The sequence below is a fragment of the Blautia sp. HA8986 genome (genome assembly GCF_056504635.1).
On sequence record NZ_JBWLUQ010000001.1, the window covers coordinates 1,623,046 to 1,645,097 of the forward strand.

Genomic DNA, 22,052 nt, shown 5'->3' on the forward strand with positions numbered 1-22,052 from the left:
TTATTTCCCTTCGTTCTCAGCCTGGAATTTCTGATACTCATCTGTTGGCATCTCAAGTCCAGTATACAGCTTATAGGACTCAGCTCCCTGCCACAGAAGCATTCCTTTTCCACCTACAGCAAGCTTCACGCCTGCTTCTTTTGCTTCTTTTACCATCTTTGTCTCTGCCGGATTGTATACACAGTCAGCAACAACAAGATCCTTATGGAACATGGATTTGTCGACCAGTGTGATGTCATCGTGTGGTTTCATTCCTGCAAGTGTTCCGTTTGCAAGGATGTCTGCATTTGCAATCTCTTCTCTCAGTTTATCCTGATCATCAAGACAATATACGCTTACTTTGCAGTCCGGTACTTCTTTTGCAAGCTTCTCAGCAGTTCCTTTTGCTCTGTCAAGGAATGGATCGTTGGGATTAAAGATCGCGATAGATGCTGCTCCGTCAAGGGCACACTGTACAGTAAGGGCTGTAGCTGCTCCGCCGGCTCCGAGGACTACCATCTTTTTACCTTTTACATCAACACCGTGCTCTTTTAAGTTGCGGACAAATCCGATACCATCTGTGATATGTCCAACAAGTTTTCCATCCTCATTTACGATTGTGTTTACAGCACCGATGATCTTTGCTGCCGGTGAAAGCTCGTCTACACACTGAGCTACTTTGTTTTTGCAAGGCATGGTTACGTTGCAGCCTCTCATTTTGAACAGACGCATTGCATCAAGAGCTGCCGGAACCTGATCCTCTTTGATATCGAATGCCATGTAAGCATAATCCAGATTATGGTACTGAAAACTGAAGTTGTACATAGCCGGGGATCCGGAATGTCCTACCGGGCTTCCGATCAGTGCAAGTAAACCAGTTGTTCCTTTAATTCTCTGTTCCATTTCTTTTACCTCCTGCATTTTCCCCCTGACAGACACCGGATTATTTTTCTCCGATGTCTGTCGGGCCATCTTTTTAATTTTTATACTGTCCGGTTTATCGGATAGTTATTTTCTTTTGTATCAATACGATCAGCGACTGGCAGATCAGATTCTGGAAGCTACCTCATAAGCCTCTTTTGTTGCATCCAGTGCACGTCTTGCACGGATAGCATCTCCGATCACATGTGTCTCAGGCACAAGATCCTTGATCTTCTCTTCCAGAGGATTGTAGTTACGGAATCCCATGGAAAGGATTACAGAATCATATCCTCTTGACTCGTGACGTACTCCGTCAGCGGTCTCGTATTCTACACCGTCTTCATAGAACTTGCATACCTTTGCTCCGGTGATCTCCTTGATTCCGTAGTCCTCGAAATCCTTCATCAGATATACTCTGTGCTCGTGGATCACATCTGCACCTACGGTATCACGGAACTCGATAACAGTTACATCATGCTCCTGCTCGCCTAAGAATGCAGCTGTTTCGCATCCAACCATTCCACCGCCGACAACGAGAACTTTTTTGCCTGCTGCTCTCTTGCCATCCAGAAGGTCTGAGCCGTGGATGATAGCCGGATTATCGATTCCCTCGATCGGAAGGATCAGAGTCTTTGAACCGGTTGCGATGATCACGCTGTCCGGCTTCTCTTCTTTGATAATCTCCGGAGTTACCTCACAGTTCATCACGATCTTAACGCCATCCTTCTGGCAGCGATGGATGTAGCTGCGGATCATGTTTGTGATATCACCTTTTCCTGGCGGATATGCAGCAAGTCTCATGTTTCCGCCGAGAACATCTCCTGCCTCATAAAGTGTTACCTCATGTCCTCTCTCTTTTGCGATAAATGCAGCGGAAAGTCCTGCAACACCGCCACCGATAACCATAACCTTCTTCGGATTCTCAGCTTTCTCAAGCGGCTCTGCCTCATGACCCAGGAACGGATTTGTCAGACAACATACCGGATTTCCTGCATACATGTTTGCAACACAGCCCTGAAGACAGGCGATACAAGGAGTCATATCCTCAAGACGCTCTTCCTGTGCCTTCTTCGGCATAGCCGGATCTGCAAGGCTCTGACGTCCGAATGCTACAAGGTCTGCTCTTCCTTCTTTTACCATCAGCTCTGCGAACTGCGGCTCTGTATAACGTCCAACTGTGATCACCGGGATATTTACCGCACGTTTGATCTCCTCAACCTCTGCTGCGGAGAATCCACCGTGGATAACGGTCGGTGCCCACATAAACTCATCCTTGATATGAACAGCACGGGATACATGGAGCCCGTCCAGTCCACAGCTTTCCAGATATGCTGCAATCGCTGCACTGTCGTGAACATCAAGTCCACCCGGGACCTCGTCCGCACAGTTGATTCTTGCAAGAACTGCGATTTTTCCCTGTGTTGCTTTTTTAACCTCCTCGATGATCAGACGGGAAAAACGCATACGGTTCTCAAAGCATCCGCCAAACTCATCAACTCTCTTGTTTGTTCTTGGAGAGAGGAAGGTACTTACCAGATAGCCGTGTGCCATATGGATCTCAACAGCATCTGCTCCTGCTTCCATTGCTCTTCTTGCAGCTTCTCCGTAGCCTTTGATCAGCTCGTAAACTTCCTCAGTTGTAAGCTGCTTCGGAATATCACGTCCGCATACAGACGGAATGCTGGTTGCTGCTGTGATCGGTGCTCCTGCGTTCTTTGCATTTCCCTCAGGACCTGCGTTCTGAAGCTGAATGGACACCTTTGCTCCTTCTGCATGACATCCGTCGATGACCTTGCGGAAGCTTTCGATAGTGGAGTCATCATAAAGACATGGTTTACGCGGGCCGCCCTTTGCGCCCTTGTGAACTACAGTAGCCTCGATGGTGATCAGGCCAAATCCGCCTTTTGCTCTTTCTCTGTAATATGCAGCGGACTGCTCACTCATTGTTCCGTCTGTGTTTGCAAAGTTATTTCCCATTGGAGGAACAACAAAACGGTTCTTTACTGTCATAGGACCGATCTCAATCGGCTGAAACATCGCATTGAATTTCATATGCGTTCTCCTTTCCTCTGAAACAATCTTTTTGTTTCTCTCACTGGAACGCCCTGTCACCGGTATGACGTCGGAAACAGGGGTTCGTCTGAAATATTAGTTTCTTATATTAATTACAATACTTCCGGCCAAGCCTCTTCCAGTACCTTCCTTGTGTTCTCATATGTATGTTTTGCAGCATACTCAATACCTTTTTCAAGGTTTGCATCGCTGATAACTTCTACGCCGATAGCATTTGGTCTGATGCCTTTTTCTTTGATCATTTTTACGAACGGCACAGTTGTTCCGATTCCTGTTCCAGGAGCAAGACGGTCATGCATGGACTCATCTCTTAAGATCGTTGTTGCATATGGTCTTTCCCATACATCGTTGATCTGGATGGATACGATCTTGTCTGCCGGGATTCCCTCAAGTACGGAAAGCTCGATCGGCTGGTTTGCTCTTACCCAGTGCCATGTATCAAGGATCAGTTTTGCATTCTCGCAGTCAGCAGCTTTTACAACAGCCCATCCTTTTTTCACATCCGGGATTCCGCTGTATGGCATTGGCTCAACACCGATGATGTATTTGCCTGCTCTGTGGCAAAGCTCACGAAGTTTCTGTGCTGTGTACTCTACGGAATAGTTCTCCATCAGTCCGCAGTTGATCTGTTTCACGTTAAATAATTCACACATATGGAAGCAGAGCTGTTCTTTATATTTCTGCTCATAGGAACGATGCTCCTCTGCCCACTGCACGATGTACTCAACCTCTGTTACCTTCATGTCATATTTATCCAGGATCGCCAGGATATCCTCATCGAAAAGTCCCTCATTCAGGGCATCTACGTAGGTTTCTGCTCTCAGGCCGATTCCCTCATAGCCAGCCTCTTTGGCAGCTTTTACACGGTCCTCAAATTTGCACTGATCCCCAAGTGTCCAGGAACTGATTGTAATTGGAAATTCTTTTGACATGGTAATTCCTCCTGAAAATATAAATAATTTTTTTGGTTTTTTTTAAATTATTTTGTATCTTTTTTCTATAAGCATTATATAACTTTGTTAAATACAAAACAAATTGATTGTACCAGGAGAATTCATAGATTTTATCAATATATCATGTTATACTATATAAAACAGATTCAGCCGTACTGCCACCGTCACAGCATACGGCCCGGCAAATCTCTTATGTCTGTCAGACTTACCTGGGATCTGTCCGAAGTAAAACATTCAGCTAAACTTACGAAAGGAGTATTGAAAAATGAACCTGTATCATCTTCGCTATTTCGTGACACTGGCTCATCTGGAGCATTATACAAAAGCTGCTGATGTTCTGGCCATCACGCAGCCCAGCTTAAGTCACGCGATCTCTTCTCTGGAAGAAGAGCTTGGAGTGAAATTATTTGAAAAAAACGGACGGAATGTTTCTCTCACCAAGTATGGCAAGTCTTTTCTGGAGGATGTGGAACAAACCCTGAACCGGCTGGATTCCTCTGTAAACGGTCTCCAGCTTGCAGGAAAGGGAGAAGGACAGATTGATGTGGCTTTTCTCAGAACTCTGGGTGTTGACTTTATGCCGAAGATCATCCGCAGCTTTCTTAATGCCAACAAAGAAAAAAAGATCAATTTCAATCTGTTCTGTGATAAGGTACTTACCGGTGATATCCTCACCGGACTGAAAGAGAAGAAATACGATATCGGCTTCTGTTCCAAATTTGACGACGAACCGCTGATTGAATTTATTCCGGTTGCCAAGCAGGATCTGGTCGTCATCGTTCCACCGGAACATCCTCTTGCTGAGAAATCCGAGATACATCTGGAGGAAACGCTTCCATACAAGCAGATCATCTTCAAGAAGCGAAGCGGCCTGCGCCAGATCATTGACCAGCTGTTTAAGAGCATCGGCCAGTACCCGGATGTTGCTTTTGAGATTGATGAGGATCAGGTTGCCGCAGGGTTTGTTGCCAATGACTTCGGCATCTGCATTGCCCCGGATATCCCTATCCTTCATTCTCTGGATCTTAAGATCCTGCCTCTTGTTTCACCAAGCTGGCAGAGAAATTTTTATATGGCCATGCTGAAAGATGTTTATCATCCGCCGGTTGTGGAATCGTTTAAGAAGTTTGTGATCGAGACTACCTCAAAAGAAATCTTTTATAAGACCAATTAAGCGGACGGCAGATCAGTCATCTGCTGTCCGAAAGCTTCATTATCAAATGGATATTTACGATTTGTATCCGATAATAAAAGAACAGCTGCCCGATTCCCGCCTTATCTCTGTACGGTTTATCGGACACCTGTCCTTTTTTATATGTAAAAAATATTCTGCTTTATGATCAGCGATTATTTATTCGCATCTGTCTCACGAAGTCTGTGAATCAGCTCCTCACAGATCTCAAGTTCACTCTTTCCGTCTGTCTGGATCACGATGTCTGCTGCTGCCTCGTATTTCGCACGACGCTTCTCCAACAGGTCAGCGATAAATGAAACATTTTTGTTGTTCTCAAGTAACGGACGGTCATGATTATCCTTTACACGTTCCAGAATAGTTTCCGGCTTTGCAGTAAGGAGTACGACACGGCCATTTTTTTTCATCTCAGCAACATTGCGCTCCCGCATCGGGACACCACCGCCACAGGATACTACAACATTAGATCTGGACTGCATCTCAATAAGAAGGTTGGTCTCAAGCTCACGGAAATACTCTTCTCCGTAAGTCTCAAAGATATCGGAAATGCTCATTCCCTGTCTCTCCACGATACACTGATCCATCTCAACTACATCCATAGCCAGTGCATTCTTCAGGTAGTCAGAAATTGTAGATTTACCTGCGCCCATGAATCCGATAAGGAAAATGTTGTAATTAAAGAGATTTCTGGACTGGATTCTCTTACTGTTCTGTGTGATGCTTGCAAAAACATCGTTTACTTCTTTCTTATGGCGTCTACCTTCCATTCTGGCTTCCAGCCATCCCTTCTGCTTCGCCTCCTGCTCCGGCTGCAGTACAGGAAGATCATGAGCTTCCTTGTATACCATGATGTCCTCAACGATTCTGTTTCTCATAAGCAGTGCATCCAGGATGATCTCATCGCACTGTCCAAGGCTCTCTCTTAATACTTCTAACTGGTTCATAATATCTCCTTTACTTCGTTCATTTTATCACGGATTTCCGTCATCGCTTTATCACTTTAAACTAAGTGTCTGTTCTTATTATACCAACTGGCCATTTTTATCTCAACCTAAACTTTCATCGAATTTATACATGTGATCTATAGATTATTTTTATGGTTTTTAGTAATCACTCCTGGATCTGTGTTCAAAAAAATCTCCGCCTCATTACAGAAGCAGAGATTTTTCATGAGAATTTTTTCACAGAGATTCTACTGTATCACTTCATAGATCCGGTAATGCCTGAAGATATAATCCCTGAACTGCTCCACAAGAGAGCCCTGATACCTGTTTTTCAGCATTCCCATATATATGTAACGGCGATAATGAAGATTCTCAATATTCAGGATCTTCACAGGCAAGGTATGGATCACCGGCACATCCGGCACAATTCCCACACCAAAACCTTCTGCCACCATTCCTGCAAGTGCACCATCCTCTTCCACTTCAAAAGCGGTTTCCGGTACGATCCCCTCTTTTTCAAAAAGCTCCCGTACCACAAAATACAATCCGCTGGTAGGAGTAAAAGTCACCTGTGGATATTGTCCCAGTTCTTCTATTGTCACTGTATTTTTGCCTGCCAGGGCATGGTTCTCCGGCACTACAGCCACCAACTTTTCTTCCGCTACCGGCACAAAGCTGATTTCTTTTTCTCCTTCAGCACGGGAACAGAAAATCACATCAAACTTTTCTTCCTTCAGCCCCCGGATCAGCGTTCCTGTAGCTGCATTCTGGAAATGGAAATCGACCTTTTTTCCTTTCTGTTCATTTAAAAATCCGCGGACAAGCTCCGGGATAAACCGGCGTCCCTGGGTATGGATGTACCCGATGGAAATACTTCCTCCCGGAATCCTTGCCGCTTCCTGTATCCTCTCCACCCCAAGATTCAGGATATGTAAGGAGTCCTGCACATATTTCAGAAACATTTCCCCGTATTTGGTCATGGTGACATTTCTTCCGTGACGCTCAAAAAGGGGAACCTTAAGCTCCTTTTCAAGATTGGAAATCGCATGGCTCAGACTTGGCTGCGTAATATCCAGCCTCTTGGCTGCTCTGGTATAATTTTCGATCTGGGCAAGAGTCACAAAATATGTGAGCTGATTTAAGTTCATATGTCAAAAAATCCTTTCTTTCCTCTGCATAAAAAACTCTGCATACATCTTCAGGATAATATGCAGATATCCGCATTAAAGCAAACTACGCATTATACTCCCAGACTGAGCAGTTGTTTACCTGCTGCAAGCCGCTCATAAAACTGCTCATAAAAATCCCGCTTCTCATCATAAGGCTTCCGGTAAAACTGGTTCACCACATACATGTTCAGATTTCGGATCAGATCACTGTCCTCGCTCTCATAGAGAACTTCCTGGACATCCAGAAGAAAATAATGCCAATCGCAGACAAATTTTTCGTAGTTTCGAAAATCCGGAGTATCTACCCATTTCCGGACCTTGATCTTACTGCGGCTGGTCTTTTTGCACTCGTGGATCTGAAGGATGTATTTAAAGCCACCGTCCTCATAGTATCTTCCCAGCGGGAACAAACGGCAAAAACCCGGACGGAAGCTGTGAATGGAGCATCTTCCGTTGCCATCCAGAAATACGCATCGTTCCTCTGCCCCTGCCATCTTAAGATGTGGCAAAATATTCCCGTCTGTAACGCCAAGCTCAATTTTTCCCGCAAGAAGCTGATCCGGACTTAAATGAAGCCCCTGGCTTAAACGCCATACATCCAGAGGATCCAGCACAACAGAATCCCCCATTCCCGTACAGCAGTCAAAACATCCTTTGCAGTCCTGGCAGTCTGCTTTTACCATGTCATTTGCTTCGTATAAACGGCCGTCGGAAATCTCCTCCAGCGTAACTTCCCGCCGCATTACACCAGGGTCTCCAGGCCCGTTACTCCCCAGTCTTCAGCAAGACTCTTCAAACCATCCAGGATCTCTTCTCTGGAATAATCATGGTCATCCAGATAATCACCGTCCATATCATTGAGATAAAGATAAAATGTAAGGGCAAGTTCCAGATATTCCGGATCATCATCCTCCATGTTCATAAGAAGCTCGTTCTCTGCCCCGTTGATATCTCCCTCATCTGCCAGTCCTATGATTTTTGAAAAAAGCTGATCTGCTTCCGTATAATCTGCTTCTGCTGCCGGAAGTGTATACTGCGGCATATCTCCCTGAAGAAGAAGTCTTGTGATCAATCTTGCTATATCCTGAATGTTTCCTGACATTCTGTCATCCTGTAATCCCATATCCGAATCCTCTCTTTCTGCTGTCCTGCATGCACCTGATCGCACTATTCCGGAATTGCCGGTGCTTTTCAGGCTTCGACTGCTGTTTCGTGAACATGTTCTATCTGTTATCTAATCCAGTTTAATCCCGGACAATGCCTGTGCAAATGCGTTATTCACCGGCTCATTAGCCTCTTTCTGCTGCTTCTTAAGATAGCGCTGCACATCCTTTTTATTAACACCTGCACCTTCCCTGGCTCTTCTTGCCTGGAAAGAGGAAAGTTTCTCCTTATATCCGCACCGACACACAAAGGTCTCTTCTTTTCCCTTCAGAAGCATCTCCATACGCTTGTGGCATTTCGGGCAGCGCGCATTGGTTGTCCTGGAAACAGTCTCCCTGTATCCGCACTCTCTGTCCTCACACACCAGCATACTGGAATTTTTTCCGTTAACTGCAAGAAGATGTTTGCCGCAGTTCGGGCATTTCTTGTTTGTCATATTATCATGATGGAAAGTTCCCTGTCCGCTCTTGATCTCATCTACGATCTCGCAGGCATACTCACGGATTCCTGTGAGGAATTTATCCTGACGGAGTTTTCCGCTGGCAATATCGGAAAGCTTCATCTCCCAGTCAGCTGTAAGCTCAGGTTTTTTCAGATCTTCAGGCACAAGTTCCAGAAGCTGTTTCGCTTTGGACGTGATATATATATCATTTCCTCTTTTTTCCATCATAAAACTGTTAAAAAGCTTCTCAATGATATCAGCTCTTGTTGCAACAGTTCCAAGTCCACCTGTCTCCCCCAATGTTCTGGCAGCCTTTTTGTCGTGGCTCTCCATAAAATGAACCGGGTTCTCCATAGCACCAAGAAGAGTTGCTTCCGTAAATCTTGCCGGCGGTTTCGTTTTTCCGTTAGTAAGTGAAGCTGATTCTACTGTAAGGTTTTCTCCTTCTTTCAGCTCCGGAAGCTTCTGATCCTTCAGCTTTTCCCGGGAATCATCCTCCTCATCGTCCTGCCAGCCGCCTTCGTATACTTCTCTCCATCCTGCACTTTTCACAATACGTCCGCTTGCTGCAAAAGTCTCTCCTGCTGCTGTTCCTTCCATGCTTACCTGCTCGAATACAGCCGGCGGGTACAGCACGCTTAAAAACCTCCGTACGACCATATCATAGATCTTTCGTTCTTCATTGGTCATATGGTCCAGCTGTACAAACTGTTCTGTAGGAATGATCGCATGATGGTCGCTGACCTTCTTATCATCTACAAAACCTGCATTGGCCTGAATCGGCTTATTGGCAAGTGCTCCCGCAAGTTTCCGGTAAGGACCTGTTCCGCATGCCTGGAGACGCTCCTTAATAGTAGGAACCACATCTTTTCCTATATATCTGGAATCAGTTCGCGGATAGGTAAGTACCTTATGGTTCTCATACAGTCTCTGCATGATATTTAAGGTTTCCTTTGCGGAAAATCCATATTTCTGATTGGCTTCTCTCTGAAGTGTTGTCAGATCATAAAGGCCCGGCGAAAACGTTTTCTTCGGTTTTCTGGATACTTTGGTTACTGTGAGGCTGCTTTTTCCTGCTTTCGCCTGAATCTCCTGTGCACGTTCTTTCTTAAAGGTCCGGAGGCTTCCGCTCTTTTTGTCTCTCCATGTCCAGCACACATTCCCTGCCTGTAAGATAATCCCGTAATAATCTTCCGGCCTGAATTCCCGTATCTCCTGCTCACGCCTTGCGATCATGGCAAGTGTCGGTGTCTGCACCCGTCCACAGGAAAGCTGTGCATTATATTTGCAGGTCAGTGCTCTTGTTCCATTCATTCCAACCAGCCAGTCTGCCTCTGCCCTTGCCTGTGCAGCACGGTAGAGATTATCATAATCATGACCATTCTTAAGGTGTGCGAATCCATCTCTGATTGCCTTGTCCGTTACAGATGAGATCCACAGACGTTTGATAGGTTTATGGCAGTCTGCCTTGGCAAGGATCCATCTGGCAACCAGTTCTCCCTCACGGCCTGCATCTGTGGCAATGATGATCTCTCCGATATCCTTCCTGTAAAGCTGTGTCTTCACTGCATTATACTGCCTGGATGTCTGGCGGATCACCACCAGCTTCATCTTCTCAGGCATCATGGGAAGGGTTGTAAGCTCCCATTTCGTATATTTTTTATCGTATTCCTCCGGATCAGCCAGTGTTACCAGATGGCCCAGTGCCCAGGTCACTACATAATCCTTTCCCTCAAGGGTTCCGTTCCCTTTCTGATTACAGTGGAGAACTCTGGCGATATCTCTGGCAACGGACGGCTTCTCCGCGATAACTAATGATTTCATATTTATATTTCACCTCTTGCTCTTTAAAGCATTTTTCAGATATGCTTCAGGGTTCACCTATTATAGCATGAAAAAAGCACTTCGTCCAGAAAAGTGCCATGGCCTTTTTTCCGTCGAAATGCTCTTCTTTTATTTCCTGTTATGCAGATTTTCCACTGATCTTATATCCTACTCCACGGACGGTTTCCACCATATCTCCGGCTGTGCCAAGCTTCTGGCGGAGCGTACGGATATGTACATCCACAGTCCTGCTCTCTCCGTCAAACTCATATCCCCAGATCTGATTGAGAAGCTGTGTTCTGGAAAGTACTGTGCCGCTGTTTTTAAGAAGAAGACAAAGCATCTCATATTCTTTCAGCGTAAGGTTCACAGGTTCTTTGTCAACTGTTACCTCATGTTTTCCCGGACATACGTAAAGGTTGTCCATGCGGTACTCTTCAGCTCCGTTATCCTCGGATCTTCTAAGCAGTGCCCGAACTCTGGAGATCAGCTCCATCATACGGAAAGGCTTCGGAATATAATCGTCTGCTCCGCTGTCCAGCCCCACAACTGTATCAAATTCACTGCCTTTTGCAGTGAGCATGATCACCGGAAGTTTGCGCACATCAGGACGGATACGGATCTTTTTCAGAATGGACAGGCCGTCCTCTTCTGGAAGCATGATGTCCAGAAGTACCAGCGACGGCAGTTCTTTCTCCAGTGCCTTCCAAAAAAGGGAAGGCCGCTCAAATCCCTGAGCCTCAAGCCCCTGACTGTTTAACGTGTATACAACAAGTTCACGGATGCTCTCGTCATCCTCTACCAGATATATCATAATTTTCCTCCGAATCTTTTTTCTTTCACTGTTTCCCAGTATAATTTTTCTTGGTAAAATCCATACGTGGAAAATCGTTAAATTTATGTAAAATATAGAATTCTTTAAGAATTTTTAATTTGTAAAACGCTGTCTTCAATGTTATGATAAAGCTGACAGCAGTTTGGAGGTTTTCATATGTATTCTTTTATTGTGAATCCCAATTCAAGATCGGGCCAGGGACGTGAGATCTGGAACCATCTTCGCAGCATCATGGAGAGTCAGGGGATTTCATATCAGTATTATCTCACAGAGTATGTGGGACACGCCACAGAATTTGCGCGTAAGATCAGCGCGTCAGGAACTCCGGATGAGCCGGCGACACTGGTCACTGTTGGCGGTGATGGAACTATTTACGAGGTTCTGACAGGAATTGAAGATCTGGACAATGTGATCTTCGGCTTCATCCCCACTGGTTCAGGCAATGATTTCTGCCGGAGCATGGGGCTTCCCAGGAACCCTGAAGAAGCGCTTCGCATCATATTAAATAAAAGACGTATTGTTTCCATGGATGTTCCGAAGATCCAGCTTGGGTCGCATGCCTACCGTTTCGGCATCAGTGCAGGAATGGGTTATGATGCAGCAATATGCCAGGAAGTACTTATCACCCCTGGCAAAAAATTTCTCAACCGTCTTCATCTTGGGAAGCTTACCTATCTCATGGTGGCACTGAAGCAGTTTCTGTTCCTTACTCCTTTTACGGTCACAGTACAAACAGATACGGAGGGCGAACAGATATTCCCGAAAACATGGTTTGCGACTGCAATGAACCAGAAATATGAAGGAGGCGGTTTTAAATTCTGTCCTGATGCCAGACCGGATGACGGACTTCTGGATGTGATCGTTCTTTCAGGCATTTCCAGATTAAAGATGCTTTTCTGTCTGCCCAGTGCACTCTGGGGCGGACATACGAAGATCAAAGGCGTACATATTTTAAAGTGCAGGGACGTACATATTACAAGTGACTATCCTCTTCCCGTGCATAAGGACGGAGAATCCGGCGGAATCCAGCGTGAATTTTCTGTGTCAATCGAAAAGAAACCTTTAAAAATCATAATGCCTGTGTTATAGTAGCAGGTGGATACTTAACAAACCGAAGCGTAAACAATCCGACTAATGAGCTGCACCCGGCCATACTTCAAGAAAGGAAGCGTTATGTTGAGTAAGATAAAAAAATACAGGCACGGTTTTGTGATCCTCAGTTATTTTATCGTATATCTTATCCTGTTTAATTATCTGGAACAGCGGCCTGTACATTCCTACCACATTGTACATACTGTTTTTGACGATATGATCCCGTTCTGTGAGATCTTTATTATACCGTACCTTCTGTGGTTTCCGTACGTGATACTTACAGTTGCCTATTTTCTGTTTTTAAATAAAAATAAAAGAGAATATTTCCAGCTGATCTTCAACCTGATGATGGGCATGACAGTTTTTCTGGTAGTTTCTTATATTTACCCGAATATCCAGCAGCTCCGTCCGGCTGTATTCCCGCGGAATAATATTTTCACCCAGCTGGTGGCAGGTATCTATAAAACAGATACACCGACCAATATCCTGCCAAGTATTCATGTATTCAACTCACTTGCAGTTTATTTCGCCATCCGCCACTGCCAGGCATTAAAGAATAAGAAGTGGATCCAGATAGGATCTCTGATCCTGTCCACTCTCATTGTTCTTTCTACCATGTTCATCAAACAGCATTCTGTAATTGACGTATGTCTTGGAACAACACTGGCACTGTTCGGACACCTTCTCTTCTATCCGCAGAGAGTGGAAGAATATGATGAGCAGCGTGCTCTGAGCCATATTCATAAGAAGAACCGGAAACAGAACCTGGAACAGAATTTATAAAAAAGCAGCCCTGAAATTCCGGGGCTGCTTTTTTTTATTCCTAGTTAAATCCATAGAACTTCTGGCAGATCTTATATGCTGCCACGAACATCTTCCTTCCACCTCTTCCCGGAAGGTTGGATACTCTTCCGAAAAGACTTCTTCTCAGTTTCCTGTAAAGTCCCATATTCTGGTCTTTAATGTAATCCTGAAGTTCCTGTCTCTTTTCCAGACATTCCTCTGTGCCGGCTCTTACCAGCATAATAGAAGAAACTGTTGTAATAATATCCAGATAACTGAACATGTACATGCGAAGCCTGCGGTTGCTCACACTGGCTTTCAGATATGCATCTACCATCAGCTTGTTTACACGTATCTGCTGATCGATCCTCTTGATCATGACCTTCTCATTGACAGACTGATCATCTCTTCCGATAAAATATCTGTAGAAGTTCACATCCAGATAATAGAGATTCTTCACATACGGAAGCGGTTCAAAAGCAAACAGGTTATCTACATAGAATGTATGCTTCGGAAGCTCCATTCCACAATCGTGGAGAAGTTTCGTTCTGTAGATCATGGAGTGCATCAGAAGGTACTGACCTTTTTTCATATGGCGCACTTCGTCCCATCCAAAAATCTGATTCGTCGGGAAACAGTGTCTGTACTGCATGACTTTCTTGCGGGTCGCTCCCTGTTTCTCATAGACAAAATTGCTGATCAGAAGATCTACTGTTTCCGCTCCGCGTGTCAGCTCATAAAGAGTCTTAAGGATCTCATAATATGCATCCTGATTTACCCAGTCATCACTGTCAACAACCTTGAAATAGAGACCTGTGGCATTACGGATTCCGGTATTTACCGCCTGTCCGTGTCCTCCGTTCTCCTGATGGATTGCCTTGACAATGGTCGGATATTTTGCTGCATAATCGTCTGCGATCTCAGCGGTACGGTCGCTGGAGCCGTCATCTACGATGATGATCTCCACTTCCTCTCCTCCGATCAGCAGGGAATTGATACATTTTGACATATAAGCCTCTGAATTATAGCATGGAATTGCTACGCTCAAAAGTTTCATGAGTGTTCCTCCTTCATGTATTTCGTGTATGCGCTAAACGCAGATGGAATTGCATATTTTCTGTCGGATTCTTTTTTATCTACAAAAAGAAACTCCTGATGTCCGGCCTCTTCCAGAGATGCCACTGCAATACGGTAAGCACACATTCTCCATTCAATATGGGAAAAAACATGCCTGGCATCCGGCAATTGTTCAATACGGAGAGGCTCCAGACCAATATTTTTTACCTGTGTGAGAGCTTCCTTCTGTGTCAGGTGGCCTTCTACATTCGGAATTTCGTAAAGTCCTGCCAGAAGCCCCTCCGGCGGTCGTCTGCGGATCGCGGTGGCTGCGCCATCCTGTATTACAAGCACTGTTCTGTTCTCTATTTTTCTGGCTTTCTTAGGTGCTTTTACGGGAAGTTCCTCCACTGTTCCATGTTTCCTTGCCAGACAGAATCTGCCAAGCGGGCATTCTTCACATTTTGCTTTTCCGTTCGGCACACAGACTACTGCACCGATCTCCATCATAGCCTGGTTGAAATCTCCCGGCCTGTCCTCTGGCATGATCTCTTTCAGCTGTTCTTCCACAGATTTCCGGACAGACTGCTTCATGATATCTTCCCTGCTCTCTGTAAGTCTTGAATATACACGGAGAACATTGCCGTCCACTGCCGGAACTTTGTGTCCGTATGCAATGGAAGTAATAGCTCCTGCTGTGTATCTTCCTATTCCTTTTAACGAAAGCAGCGTCTCAAAATCTTCAGGTATCTTTCCATTGTATTCTTCCATTACCCGGATAGCCGCTTTCTGCATATTGCGGACCCTGCTGTAATAGCCAAGCCCTTCCCAGAGTTTGACAATGCGCTCCTCCGGTGCTGCTGCAAGACTTGCCACATCCGGCAGTTCCCGGATAAAACGCTGGAAATATGGTTTCACAGCTTCTACTCTTGTCTGCTGGAGCATGATTTCCGATACCCAGGTATAATAGGCATTGTTCTTATCACGCCATGGAAGGGTTCTTTTATTTTTATCGTACCATTCCAGAAGAAGCTGCGCAATATTTTCACACATGTGTGTTACCCTCCATTCCCGCTTCTGTTACTGTTCATTCCGTTCTCAATAACCCGCTTCTTCCAGTTTCACCGGTACAGGGCTGCAGATTTCCATGGAATCTTCTGTGATGGTACAGTCATAAGCCAGAATGTGAACACCTGCATCTGCTGCTTTCCTCAGAGTTTCACCGAATTCCGGATGTGTTTCCCAATTTGGTTCAAAATATCTCACATCCTTCATCTGGATCACCAGGAGAAGATAGGCTTCATATCCATCTTTCACTGCATGGATCAGTTCTTCCAGATGCCTGACCCCGCGGGCTGTCGGTGCGTCTGGAAAGCGGACAATATTTTTTTCTTCCAGGGTAACTCCCTTTACCTCAATAAATGCCTTCCGTTCCGGCGATTCCACGTAAAGATCGAACCTGGAATTCCCGTAAGTCTTCTCTCTCTGTACAGTAATTTCTTCCGGAAAAAGATTTCCGGCTGCTGTCCATTCTTCTGCTGCCTTATTGGGGGCCTGGGAATCCATATTGATCCAGCGGCCGGCTTTATTTACACAGATCAGATCATATTTCGTCTTTCTGGCAGGATTATCACTTTTCTCCAGGATGACTTCTGCATCCGGAACAAGAAGTTCTCTGCACCTGCCGGTGTTCTTTACATGGACTGTCTCAAGTTTATCACCTACCTTAACATGGGCGATAAAACGGTTAGGACGATCTTTAAAAATACCTCTGACCGTATTTCTGTATTTCATATTATTTACCTCGCATTTTCTACTATAACACAAAATCCTTAAAAAGACAGTTGCTTTTTCATCTTTTCTCTTATAAAATTATTTTGTATTGCCTTTGATACAATATAGAATATTTATACTTTTATTGGGAGGTTACTTTAATGGACAGCATCATTTTTGACGTTGACGGCACACTCTGGGATTCCACGGAGATCGTGGCGGAGGCCTGGAATGACTATCTTACAAATACGGAACACATGGATACAGACGTAAGTTCCAGACGTCTGATGGGACTTTTCGGACAGCTGCTTCCGGACATTGCGAAAGCACTTTTCCCGAAATTGCCGGAATCTGAGCAGCTTCGTATCATTGACGGCTGCTGCCAGGCTGAGCACGAGGCTCTGCTTCGAAAATGCGCGCCTTTGTATCCGCAGCTTGAAGAAACACTGAAAAATCTTTCTGCACGTTTTCCGCTTTTTATTGTCAGCAACTGTCAGGCAGGATATATCGAAGTATTTCTGCAGGCAACCGGCTTCGGCCACTACTTCAAGGGTCATCTCTGCCCTGGTGATACAGGCATGGCCAAGGCCGAAAACATCATGAAGATCCGTGATGACTTTGACTTAAAAGATCCTGTATATGTGGGTGATACACTTGGAGATTTCAATGCCTGCCGCAAGGCGGATATTCCTTTTATCTTCGCAGAATATGGTTTCGGAGAAGTGGAAGCTCCTGACTACCGTATCTCTTCCCCGGCAGATCTTGTGGAGCTTTGCAGATAATCATGAAAAAAACGAAATCTATTGACCTTACTTCCGGCCCGATCCTCAAGACCCTTGCTGAGCTGGCCCTGCCCATCATGGCTTCCTCTCTTCTGGGAACAGCCTATAACATCACAGACATGGCCTGGATTGGCCTTCTGGGTTCCAAAGCTGTTGCTGGTGTTGGTGTGGGCGGCATGTATGTCTGGCTTTCCCAGGGACTTGTAGCACTTCCACGAATGGGCGGACAGGTAAACACCGCACAGGCCTGCGGCCGGAAAGATTACGATGAGGCCCGTTCCTATGCAGCCAGTGCTCTGCAGATCACTGTTTTCTTCGGGCTTCTTTTTGCAGCTGTCTGTCTTGTGTTTCTTGATCCGCTGATCGGATTTTTTAATCTGACAGATGCTGAAACTTATACGGCAGCCGGCTCCTACATGAAGCTTACCTGCGGGCTGATCATTTTTTCCTTCCTGAATCTGACACTGACCGGACTTTTTACAGCCCAGGGTGATTCCAGCTCTCCTCTTATGGCCAATCTTCTTGGTCTTGTGGGAAATATGATCCTTGACCCGCTTCTGATCCTTGGCGTAGGACCTTTTCCAAGGATGGAAACAACCGGTGCTGCTGTTGCCACTGTAACTGCACAGATCCTTGTTTTCGCAGTTCTGGTATTCCGGATCCTTACTTCCAGGATGGAACCGAATATTCTCCGTGAAGTGCATCTTTTTTCACGTTATTCCAGAAAATTTTATAAAAATATCTTCCGGATCGGTTTTCCAACTGCTGTACAGAGTATGATCTACTGCATGATCTCCATGGTGCTTACACGAATGGTTTCTGGTTTTGGTGCTGCTGCCATTGCCACTCAGCGTGTTGGTGGCCAGATTGAATCTGTTTCCTGGAATACTGCGGACGGTTTTGCTTCTGCCCTGAATGCTTTTACAGCTCAGAACTACGGTGCAAAAAAACATGACCGTATCCGGCATGGATACCGGATCTCCTTTGGTATTCTCGCTATATGGGGACTGATCATAACAGCTGTGTTTGTATTCCTTCCGAAGCCCATCGCAGGACTGTTTTTCCATGATAAGGAGTCCCTGTCAATTGCAGTGAATTATTTGATCATCATCGGTTTCAGTGAAGCGTTTATGGCCATTGAGCTGATGACCATCGGTGCCCTCTCAGGTCTTGGAATGACCAAGCTTTGCAGTATTATCAGTATCGTACTTACAGGGGCAAGGATTCCGCTGGCTATGATCCTCAGTTTCGCAGGAATGGGACTTGACGGTATCTGGTGGGCACTTTCCCTCACTTCTATTGTGAAGGGCATTGTATTTACACTGACGTTCCGGCATACCAGCCGCACCAGATTGCAGTAAACATCGTATCAAAAAAACGCTCTCTATATTTCCTGTGTTATATAATAATCATATAACAGTATGGGAATATAAACAGAGCGTTTTTTATATCTCAGATATTATCTTCGGCATTTCGTTTTAAGCAGAAACAGAAATACTGCCAGTATCACAAACAGTACCACAACATAAACGATCTTTGCTGTGACAGATGTTGTAAAAGCATCGATTCCTGTTGCAATTCCAATAAGAAGCATACAGATTCCGGAAACTTTTTCCATTTTTTTCTCATCGTATTTCCTGGCTCTGGCCTGGGTGTTGCCGCCTTTCATGAACATGGCTCCGTGTCCTGTGAGCAGCATAATGCCGATCACTGCCGCAGCTATGGCAAGTATATAGCTGAATGTCTCATCCATCATAATTCTTTTTCCTCCTGATAAATAACAGGAGCCCTCACCGGATTACCGGCTGGCTCCTGTCTGATTTGTTCTTATTATTAATAGAAACAGATGATCGGAACATCATACTGGATGATGTTGTAAAGCTCTCCGGCCTTGTCCGGAGGCATGTTGATACATCCGTGTGAACCGCCTGTAAGATATCTGTCTCCGCCAAAATACGGCTGCCAGTCTGCATCATGGAATCCGATTCCTCCATTGAACGGCATCCAGTATGTTACCGGCTGCTCATAGGAATAAGTTCCGTCTGCTTTCTTGGTACCGCGGAGCACATCCGGACTCTTCTTATAGTACAGCGTGAAGATTCCAGGAGGAGTTTTTCTCTCAGGATCACTTGCAAGTCCGGATACAATGTCGGACTCAAAGATCACATTTCCGTCCTGATAATACCACATATACTGTTCTGTAAGATCCACTTCTATATAAGTGTTACCGAAATCGTTGACTCCGTAAGCATTGGCGCGCATGGAATATACAGGCTCTCTCGTTGTCTGGGTACCGGACTGGATCTCCTGGGTAAGCTGTGCAACCTCACCATCCTGGTCGATCTTCCAGCCATATGCAGAACCGGATACCGATACGGTTCTTCCGCTTGTTGTCTGGAACTGTCTCTCAGTTCCAACTGTATCATGGCTTGCCGCAAGCTGAGCGACATAATCCACAATATGCTGTTTAAACGACGCATCATCCTGAATCAGCTGACCCTTTTCATCAAACTGCAGCCAGTCCTTGATGGTGGTTCCGTCCAGCGTTACTGTCTCATCACCAAATATATAGGTAATACTTGCTTTCGCAAAATTGTTATAAGCGTCCACAGTAGCCTGAAGATCTGCACTGTTACTGGTGATATCCGCTGTAACATAGGCATCCGGATTACTTGCAAGATCTACCTCATTTTCATCATTGCTGATGGCCTCGCTGATCATCTGGTAGGCTTCCTTTACCTTAAGTTCGCTTCCCTCTGTCTCCGGAACAATGGTAAACTCCGAATCATTGAAGCTTACATAAGCGTTCTCCGGTGCTACCTGGTTCTCTTTCTGTGCACAGTTCAGTGCCTTCACCTGTGTTTCCAGCTTCGTCTTATCATACGATGTCTGTTCCTGGGCTGTATAAGTTGTTTTTTCGAAAAAGCCTTTCACCCATGTGTATGGTTTCTGGGTTTTTAAAAGCTTCAGGATCTCACCGCTTGATACATACTTGTAATCAATATCGGATCCGTCAATGGCCTGCGCATCCTGATCTCTCGCTTTTATCTCAATGGAATAGCCTGCCATCTTAGCGGCGATTTCCTGCTCAACCTCGTAAGCTGTTTTATTCGAACTGTCGATTCCGTTGATTGTTGTCCCTTCAAAAAAGTGATTGGTGTAATAATAAGACACCCCGGCATAAGCACAGCCGGCCGCTACAAGAACCATGGCAGCGATCAGTCCCGTTACCTTAAGTCCTTTATGCTTCTTCTTTTCCGGGAGAACGATGGGGTCAAATTCAGATTCATCGATGGGCACGTATGATATCTTACGCGGTCTGGCTGACTTCGATGGCCTTGCTGATCTCTGTCCGCTGCTTCTGTCGTTCTCAGTCCGGAGCTCCCCTGCTGTATCACTGACGATCTGTGCCATGGCATCGTTGATCTTGTCTTCGATATCCTTCCTCTCCTCGTTATTCATATTTATATTCCACCTCTATGTTTATGTGTCCCAAAAATCGGACACTTCTCCATTGATATTTTCTGGTTTTGTTACCAGCTTTTTCATTATAACATACTTTCCGGAATTTGCATCTCATTTCATTGTTTTTTTACAACTTATTTGTACCGTATAATTTCCGGGACATATCCTTCATAACATAAAAATACATCACCCAGAGAAGGGCTGAAGCAAAAATCCATGCTACAGGACTGGCAAGGCAGGTTCCGATATAGCTGCTTTTTCCTGCTGCGATCATAGCTGTGATTCCTCTTCCTGCAAGTTCTGCAACACCTGCCATCATCGGAAGCAGTCCGTATCCCATTCCCTGGATTCCGTTTCTCAGTACATTTACAAAATAAAGCGGGATAAAAAACAGTGCAACGCATTTCACATAAGTATCAACCATAGGAAGTACTTCTGCGATATTATCCGAAATAAACAGATATGCGAAATATTTTCCTGCAAAAAACAGGAACATTCCGACTACCACACTGTACACACAGCCAATGAGATGGGACGCACGGAATCCCTGACGCACCCGTTCCAGCTTACCTGCTCCGATATTCTGTGCATTATAGGTTGCACTTGCTGTTCCCTGTGCCACGAATGCCTGGCTGAAAATCTGCTCGATCTTACTTCCTGCTGTAAACGCTGCCACAGCATAAGAACCAAGCATATTTAATGCAGACTGTACCATCATGGTTCCGATCGCTGTGATAGAATACTGAAGTCCCATTGGGATTCCCACACCAATCTGTTTTCCTGCAAGGCTTTTTCTGAAATACCAGTCTTCTTTTTTCATGTGGAGTTCCGGAACGTATTTCCAGATGTACAGAAGACAGAGGACTCCGGATACTCCCTGTGAGATTACGGTAGCCCACGCTGCTCCAGGTGCTCCCATCTTAAACACAACGATAAACCCAAGATCCAGCACGATATTCAGCATTGCTGACAGAATCAGAAAATAAAGCGGTACTTTGCTGTTTCCAAGCGCACGTAAGATGCTGGCCAGAATATTATATAAGGCCTGGGCAAAAATCCCCCCGCAGATGATCATAACATAAGCATACGCGTCTTTAAAGATATCATCCGGCGTATGCATAAATTTCAAAAGTGCATGCATCCCTGTCATGCTGACAGCTGTCATCACAGCGGAGATCACCGCTGTCAGGATCAGTGCATTTCCTACTGTCTGACGCATTTCGTCCATCTTTCCCGCACCGTATTTCTGTGCTGTCAGTACAGTAAAACCTGCTGTCAGCCCAAGCAGAAATCCGATGATCAGAAAAATGATCGTTCCTGTGGAACCAACCGCTGCCAGTGCTTTTGTTCCCACAAACTTTCCTACTACTACAGCATCTACCATGTTGTAGAACTGCTGGAACACATTACCTATGAACACCGGAATAGTAAATCCCAGCAGCACTTTCATCGGCTTTCCCTGTGTCATGTCTGTTTTCATTTAATGTTTTTCCCCCTGCTAAAATACTCAAAACTTACCAATATTTATGTATCAGAGGGATTATAGTTGAAATAGGATTATTTTACAAGATGGTTTTGAAAAAAATTTCATTTATTCAAATATAA

The 22,052-nt window shown here is 45.1% G+C and carries 20 protein-coding genes; 5 read left to right on the plus strand and 15 right to left on the minus strand.

Translation table 11 applies throughout. The features are described from left to right. The 3 genes from aroE to AC04Q4_RS07595 all read right to left on the minus strand — a co-directional run bounded on the left by aroE (position 1) and on the right by AC04Q4_RS07595 (position 3,905). Positions 1–882 carry a shikimate dehydrogenase gene (gene aroE, locus AC04Q4_RS07585; RefSeq protein WP_173737363.1) on the minus strand — a complete coding sequence of 294 codons (882 nt, stop codon included), beginning with the start codon at positions 880–882 and terminating at the stop codon, positions 1–3. Positions 883–1,026: 144 nt separating this feature from the next. Then, positions 1,027–2,952: an FAD-dependent oxidoreductase gene (locus AC04Q4_RS07590; RefSeq protein ID WP_173737364.1), complete on the minus strand. Its 1,926-nt coding sequence runs from the start codon at positions 2,950–2,952 to the stop codon at positions 1,027–1,029. Between the two features lie 113 nt (positions 2,953–3,065). Continuing rightward, positions 3,066–3,905 carry a TIM barrel protein gene (locus tag AC04Q4_RS07595; RefSeq protein ID WP_178773216.1) on the minus strand — a complete coding sequence of 280 codons (840 nt, stop codon included), beginning with the start codon at positions 3,903–3,905 and terminating at the stop codon, positions 3,066–3,068. 286 nt (positions 3,906–4,191) lie between these two features. Between AC04Q4_RS07595 and AC04Q4_RS07600 the strand changes: the two genes are divergently transcribed. Continuing rightward, positions 4,192–5,100, plus strand: coding sequence for a LysR family transcriptional regulator (locus AC04Q4_RS07600; RefSeq protein ID WP_173737366.1), 909 nt, complete (start codon positions 4,192–4,194; stop codon positions 5,098–5,100). 173 nt (positions 5,101–5,273) lie between these two features. On the opposite strand, the gene AC04Q4_RS07605 is transcribed toward AC04Q4_RS07600, so the two are convergent. The 6 genes from AC04Q4_RS07605 to AC04Q4_RS07630 form a co-directional block, all read right to left on the minus strand. Continuing rightward, positions 5,274–6,062 (minus strand): shikimate kinase, encoded by a 789-nt coding sequence (locus AC04Q4_RS07605; RefSeq protein ID WP_119239614.1) that lies wholly within the window; start codon positions 6,060–6,062, stop codon positions 5,274–5,276. Between the two features lie 248 nt (positions 6,063–6,310). Beyond that, positions 6,311–7,210, minus strand: a complete 900-nt coding sequence (locus AC04Q4_RS07610; RefSeq protein WP_173737367.1) for a LysR family transcriptional regulator — start codon at positions 7,208–7,210, stop codon at positions 6,311–6,313. Between the two features lie 92 nt (positions 7,211–7,302). Beyond that, positions 7,303–7,974: a YkgJ family cysteine cluster protein gene (locus tag AC04Q4_RS07615; RefSeq protein ID WP_173756627.1), complete on the minus strand. Its 672-nt coding sequence runs from the start codon at positions 7,972–7,974 to the stop codon at positions 7,303–7,305. Continuing rightward, positions 7,974–8,354, minus strand: coding sequence for a DUF6483 family protein (locus AC04Q4_RS07620; RefSeq protein ID WP_173737369.1), 381 nt, complete (start codon positions 8,352–8,354; stop codon positions 7,974–7,976). The genes AC04Q4_RS07615 and AC04Q4_RS07620 overlap by 1 nt, the downstream gene beginning before the upstream one ends. A gap of 111 nt (positions 8,355–8,465) precedes the next feature. Further along, positions 8,466–10,661: a DNA topoisomerase 3 gene (locus AC04Q4_RS07625; RefSeq protein ID WP_476388804.1), complete on the minus strand. Its 2,196-nt coding sequence runs from the start codon at positions 10,659–10,661 to the stop codon at positions 8,466–8,468. Between the two features lie 139 nt (positions 10,662–10,800). Continuing rightward, positions 10,801–11,475: a response regulator transcription factor gene (locus tag AC04Q4_RS07630; protein WP_173756633.1), complete on the minus strand. Its 675-nt coding sequence runs from the start codon at positions 11,473–11,475 to the stop codon at positions 10,801–10,803. A gap of 177 nt (positions 11,476–11,652) precedes the next feature. On the opposite strand from AC04Q4_RS07630, the gene AC04Q4_RS07635 reads away from it, so the two are divergent. Beyond that, the gene (locus AC04Q4_RS07635) at positions 11,653–12,585 is read left to right on the plus strand and encodes a diacylglycerol/lipid kinase family protein (protein ID WP_173756634.1); all 933 of its coding nucleotides are present in this window, start codon (positions 11,653–11,655) and stop codon (positions 12,583–12,585) included. A gap of 84 nt (positions 12,586–12,669) precedes the next feature. Then, positions 12,670–13,371 carry a phosphatase PAP2 family protein gene (locus AC04Q4_RS07640; protein ID WP_173756636.1) on the plus strand — a complete coding sequence of 234 codons (702 nt, stop codon included), beginning with the start codon at positions 12,670–12,672 and terminating at the stop codon, positions 13,369–13,371. A gap of 40 nt (positions 13,372–13,411) precedes the next feature. Here AC04Q4_RS07640 and AC04Q4_RS07645 read toward each other — a convergent pair whose 3' ends face one another. Genes AC04Q4_RS07645 through sfsA form a run of 3 tightly spaced genes read right to left on the minus strand, consistent with a single transcriptional unit; the run spans position 13,412 to position 16,221 of the window. Further along, positions 13,412–14,428, minus strand: coding sequence for a glycosyltransferase family 2 protein (locus AC04Q4_RS07645; protein WP_173737373.1), 1,017 nt, complete (start codon positions 14,426–14,428; stop codon positions 13,412–13,414). Continuing rightward, complete coding sequence (mutY, locus tag AC04Q4_RS07650; RefSeq protein WP_476388805.1) at positions 14,425–15,480, minus strand: A/G-specific adenine glycosylase; 1,056 nt, start codon at positions 15,478–15,480, stop codon at positions 14,425–14,427. Before mutY ends, AC04Q4_RS07645 begins: the two co-directional genes overlap by 4 nt. Before the next feature lie 45 nt (positions 15,481–15,525). Next, on the minus strand, positions 15,526–16,221 hold the full coding sequence (gene sfsA, locus AC04Q4_RS07655; protein ID WP_173757583.1) for a DNA/RNA nuclease SfsA: 696 nt from the start codon (positions 16,219–16,221) through the stop codon (positions 15,526–15,528). Positions 16,222–16,361: 140 nt separating this feature from the next. Here sfsA and AC04Q4_RS07660 point away from each other — a divergent pair, with 140 nt between their 5' ends. Next, positions 16,362–16,982 carry an HAD family hydrolase gene (locus tag AC04Q4_RS07660; RefSeq protein ID WP_173737374.1) on the plus strand — a complete coding sequence of 207 codons (621 nt, stop codon included), beginning with the start codon at positions 16,362–16,364 and terminating at the stop codon, positions 16,980–16,982. Positions 16,983–16,984: 2 nt separating this feature from the next. Continuing rightward, positions 16,985–18,343, plus strand: coding sequence for an MATE family efflux transporter (locus tag AC04Q4_RS07665; protein WP_178773211.1), 1,359 nt, complete (start codon positions 16,985–16,987; stop codon positions 18,341–18,343). Positions 18,344–18,441: 98 nt separating this feature from the next. Here AC04Q4_RS07665 and AC04Q4_RS07670 read toward each other — a convergent pair whose 3' ends face one another. From AC04Q4_RS07670 to AC04Q4_RS07680, 3 genes are all read right to left on the minus strand, one after another. Next, entirely contained in the window at positions 18,442–18,738 is a 297-nt protein-coding gene (locus tag AC04Q4_RS07670; protein WP_173737376.1) for a DUF3784 domain-containing protein, read from the minus strand. A gap of 77 nt (positions 18,739–18,815) precedes the next feature. Further along, entirely contained in the window at positions 18,816–20,444 is a 1,629-nt protein-coding gene (locus AC04Q4_RS07675; protein ID WP_243873815.1) for a L,D-transpeptidase family protein, read from the minus strand. 130 nt (positions 20,445–20,574) lie between these two features. After that, the gene (locus tag AC04Q4_RS07680; RefSeq protein ID WP_476388806.1) at positions 20,575–21,927 is read right to left on the minus strand and encodes an MATE family efflux transporter; all 1,353 of its coding nucleotides are present in this window, start codon (positions 21,925–21,927) and stop codon (positions 20,575–20,577) included. Positions 21,928–22,052 lie beyond the last annotated feature (125 nt).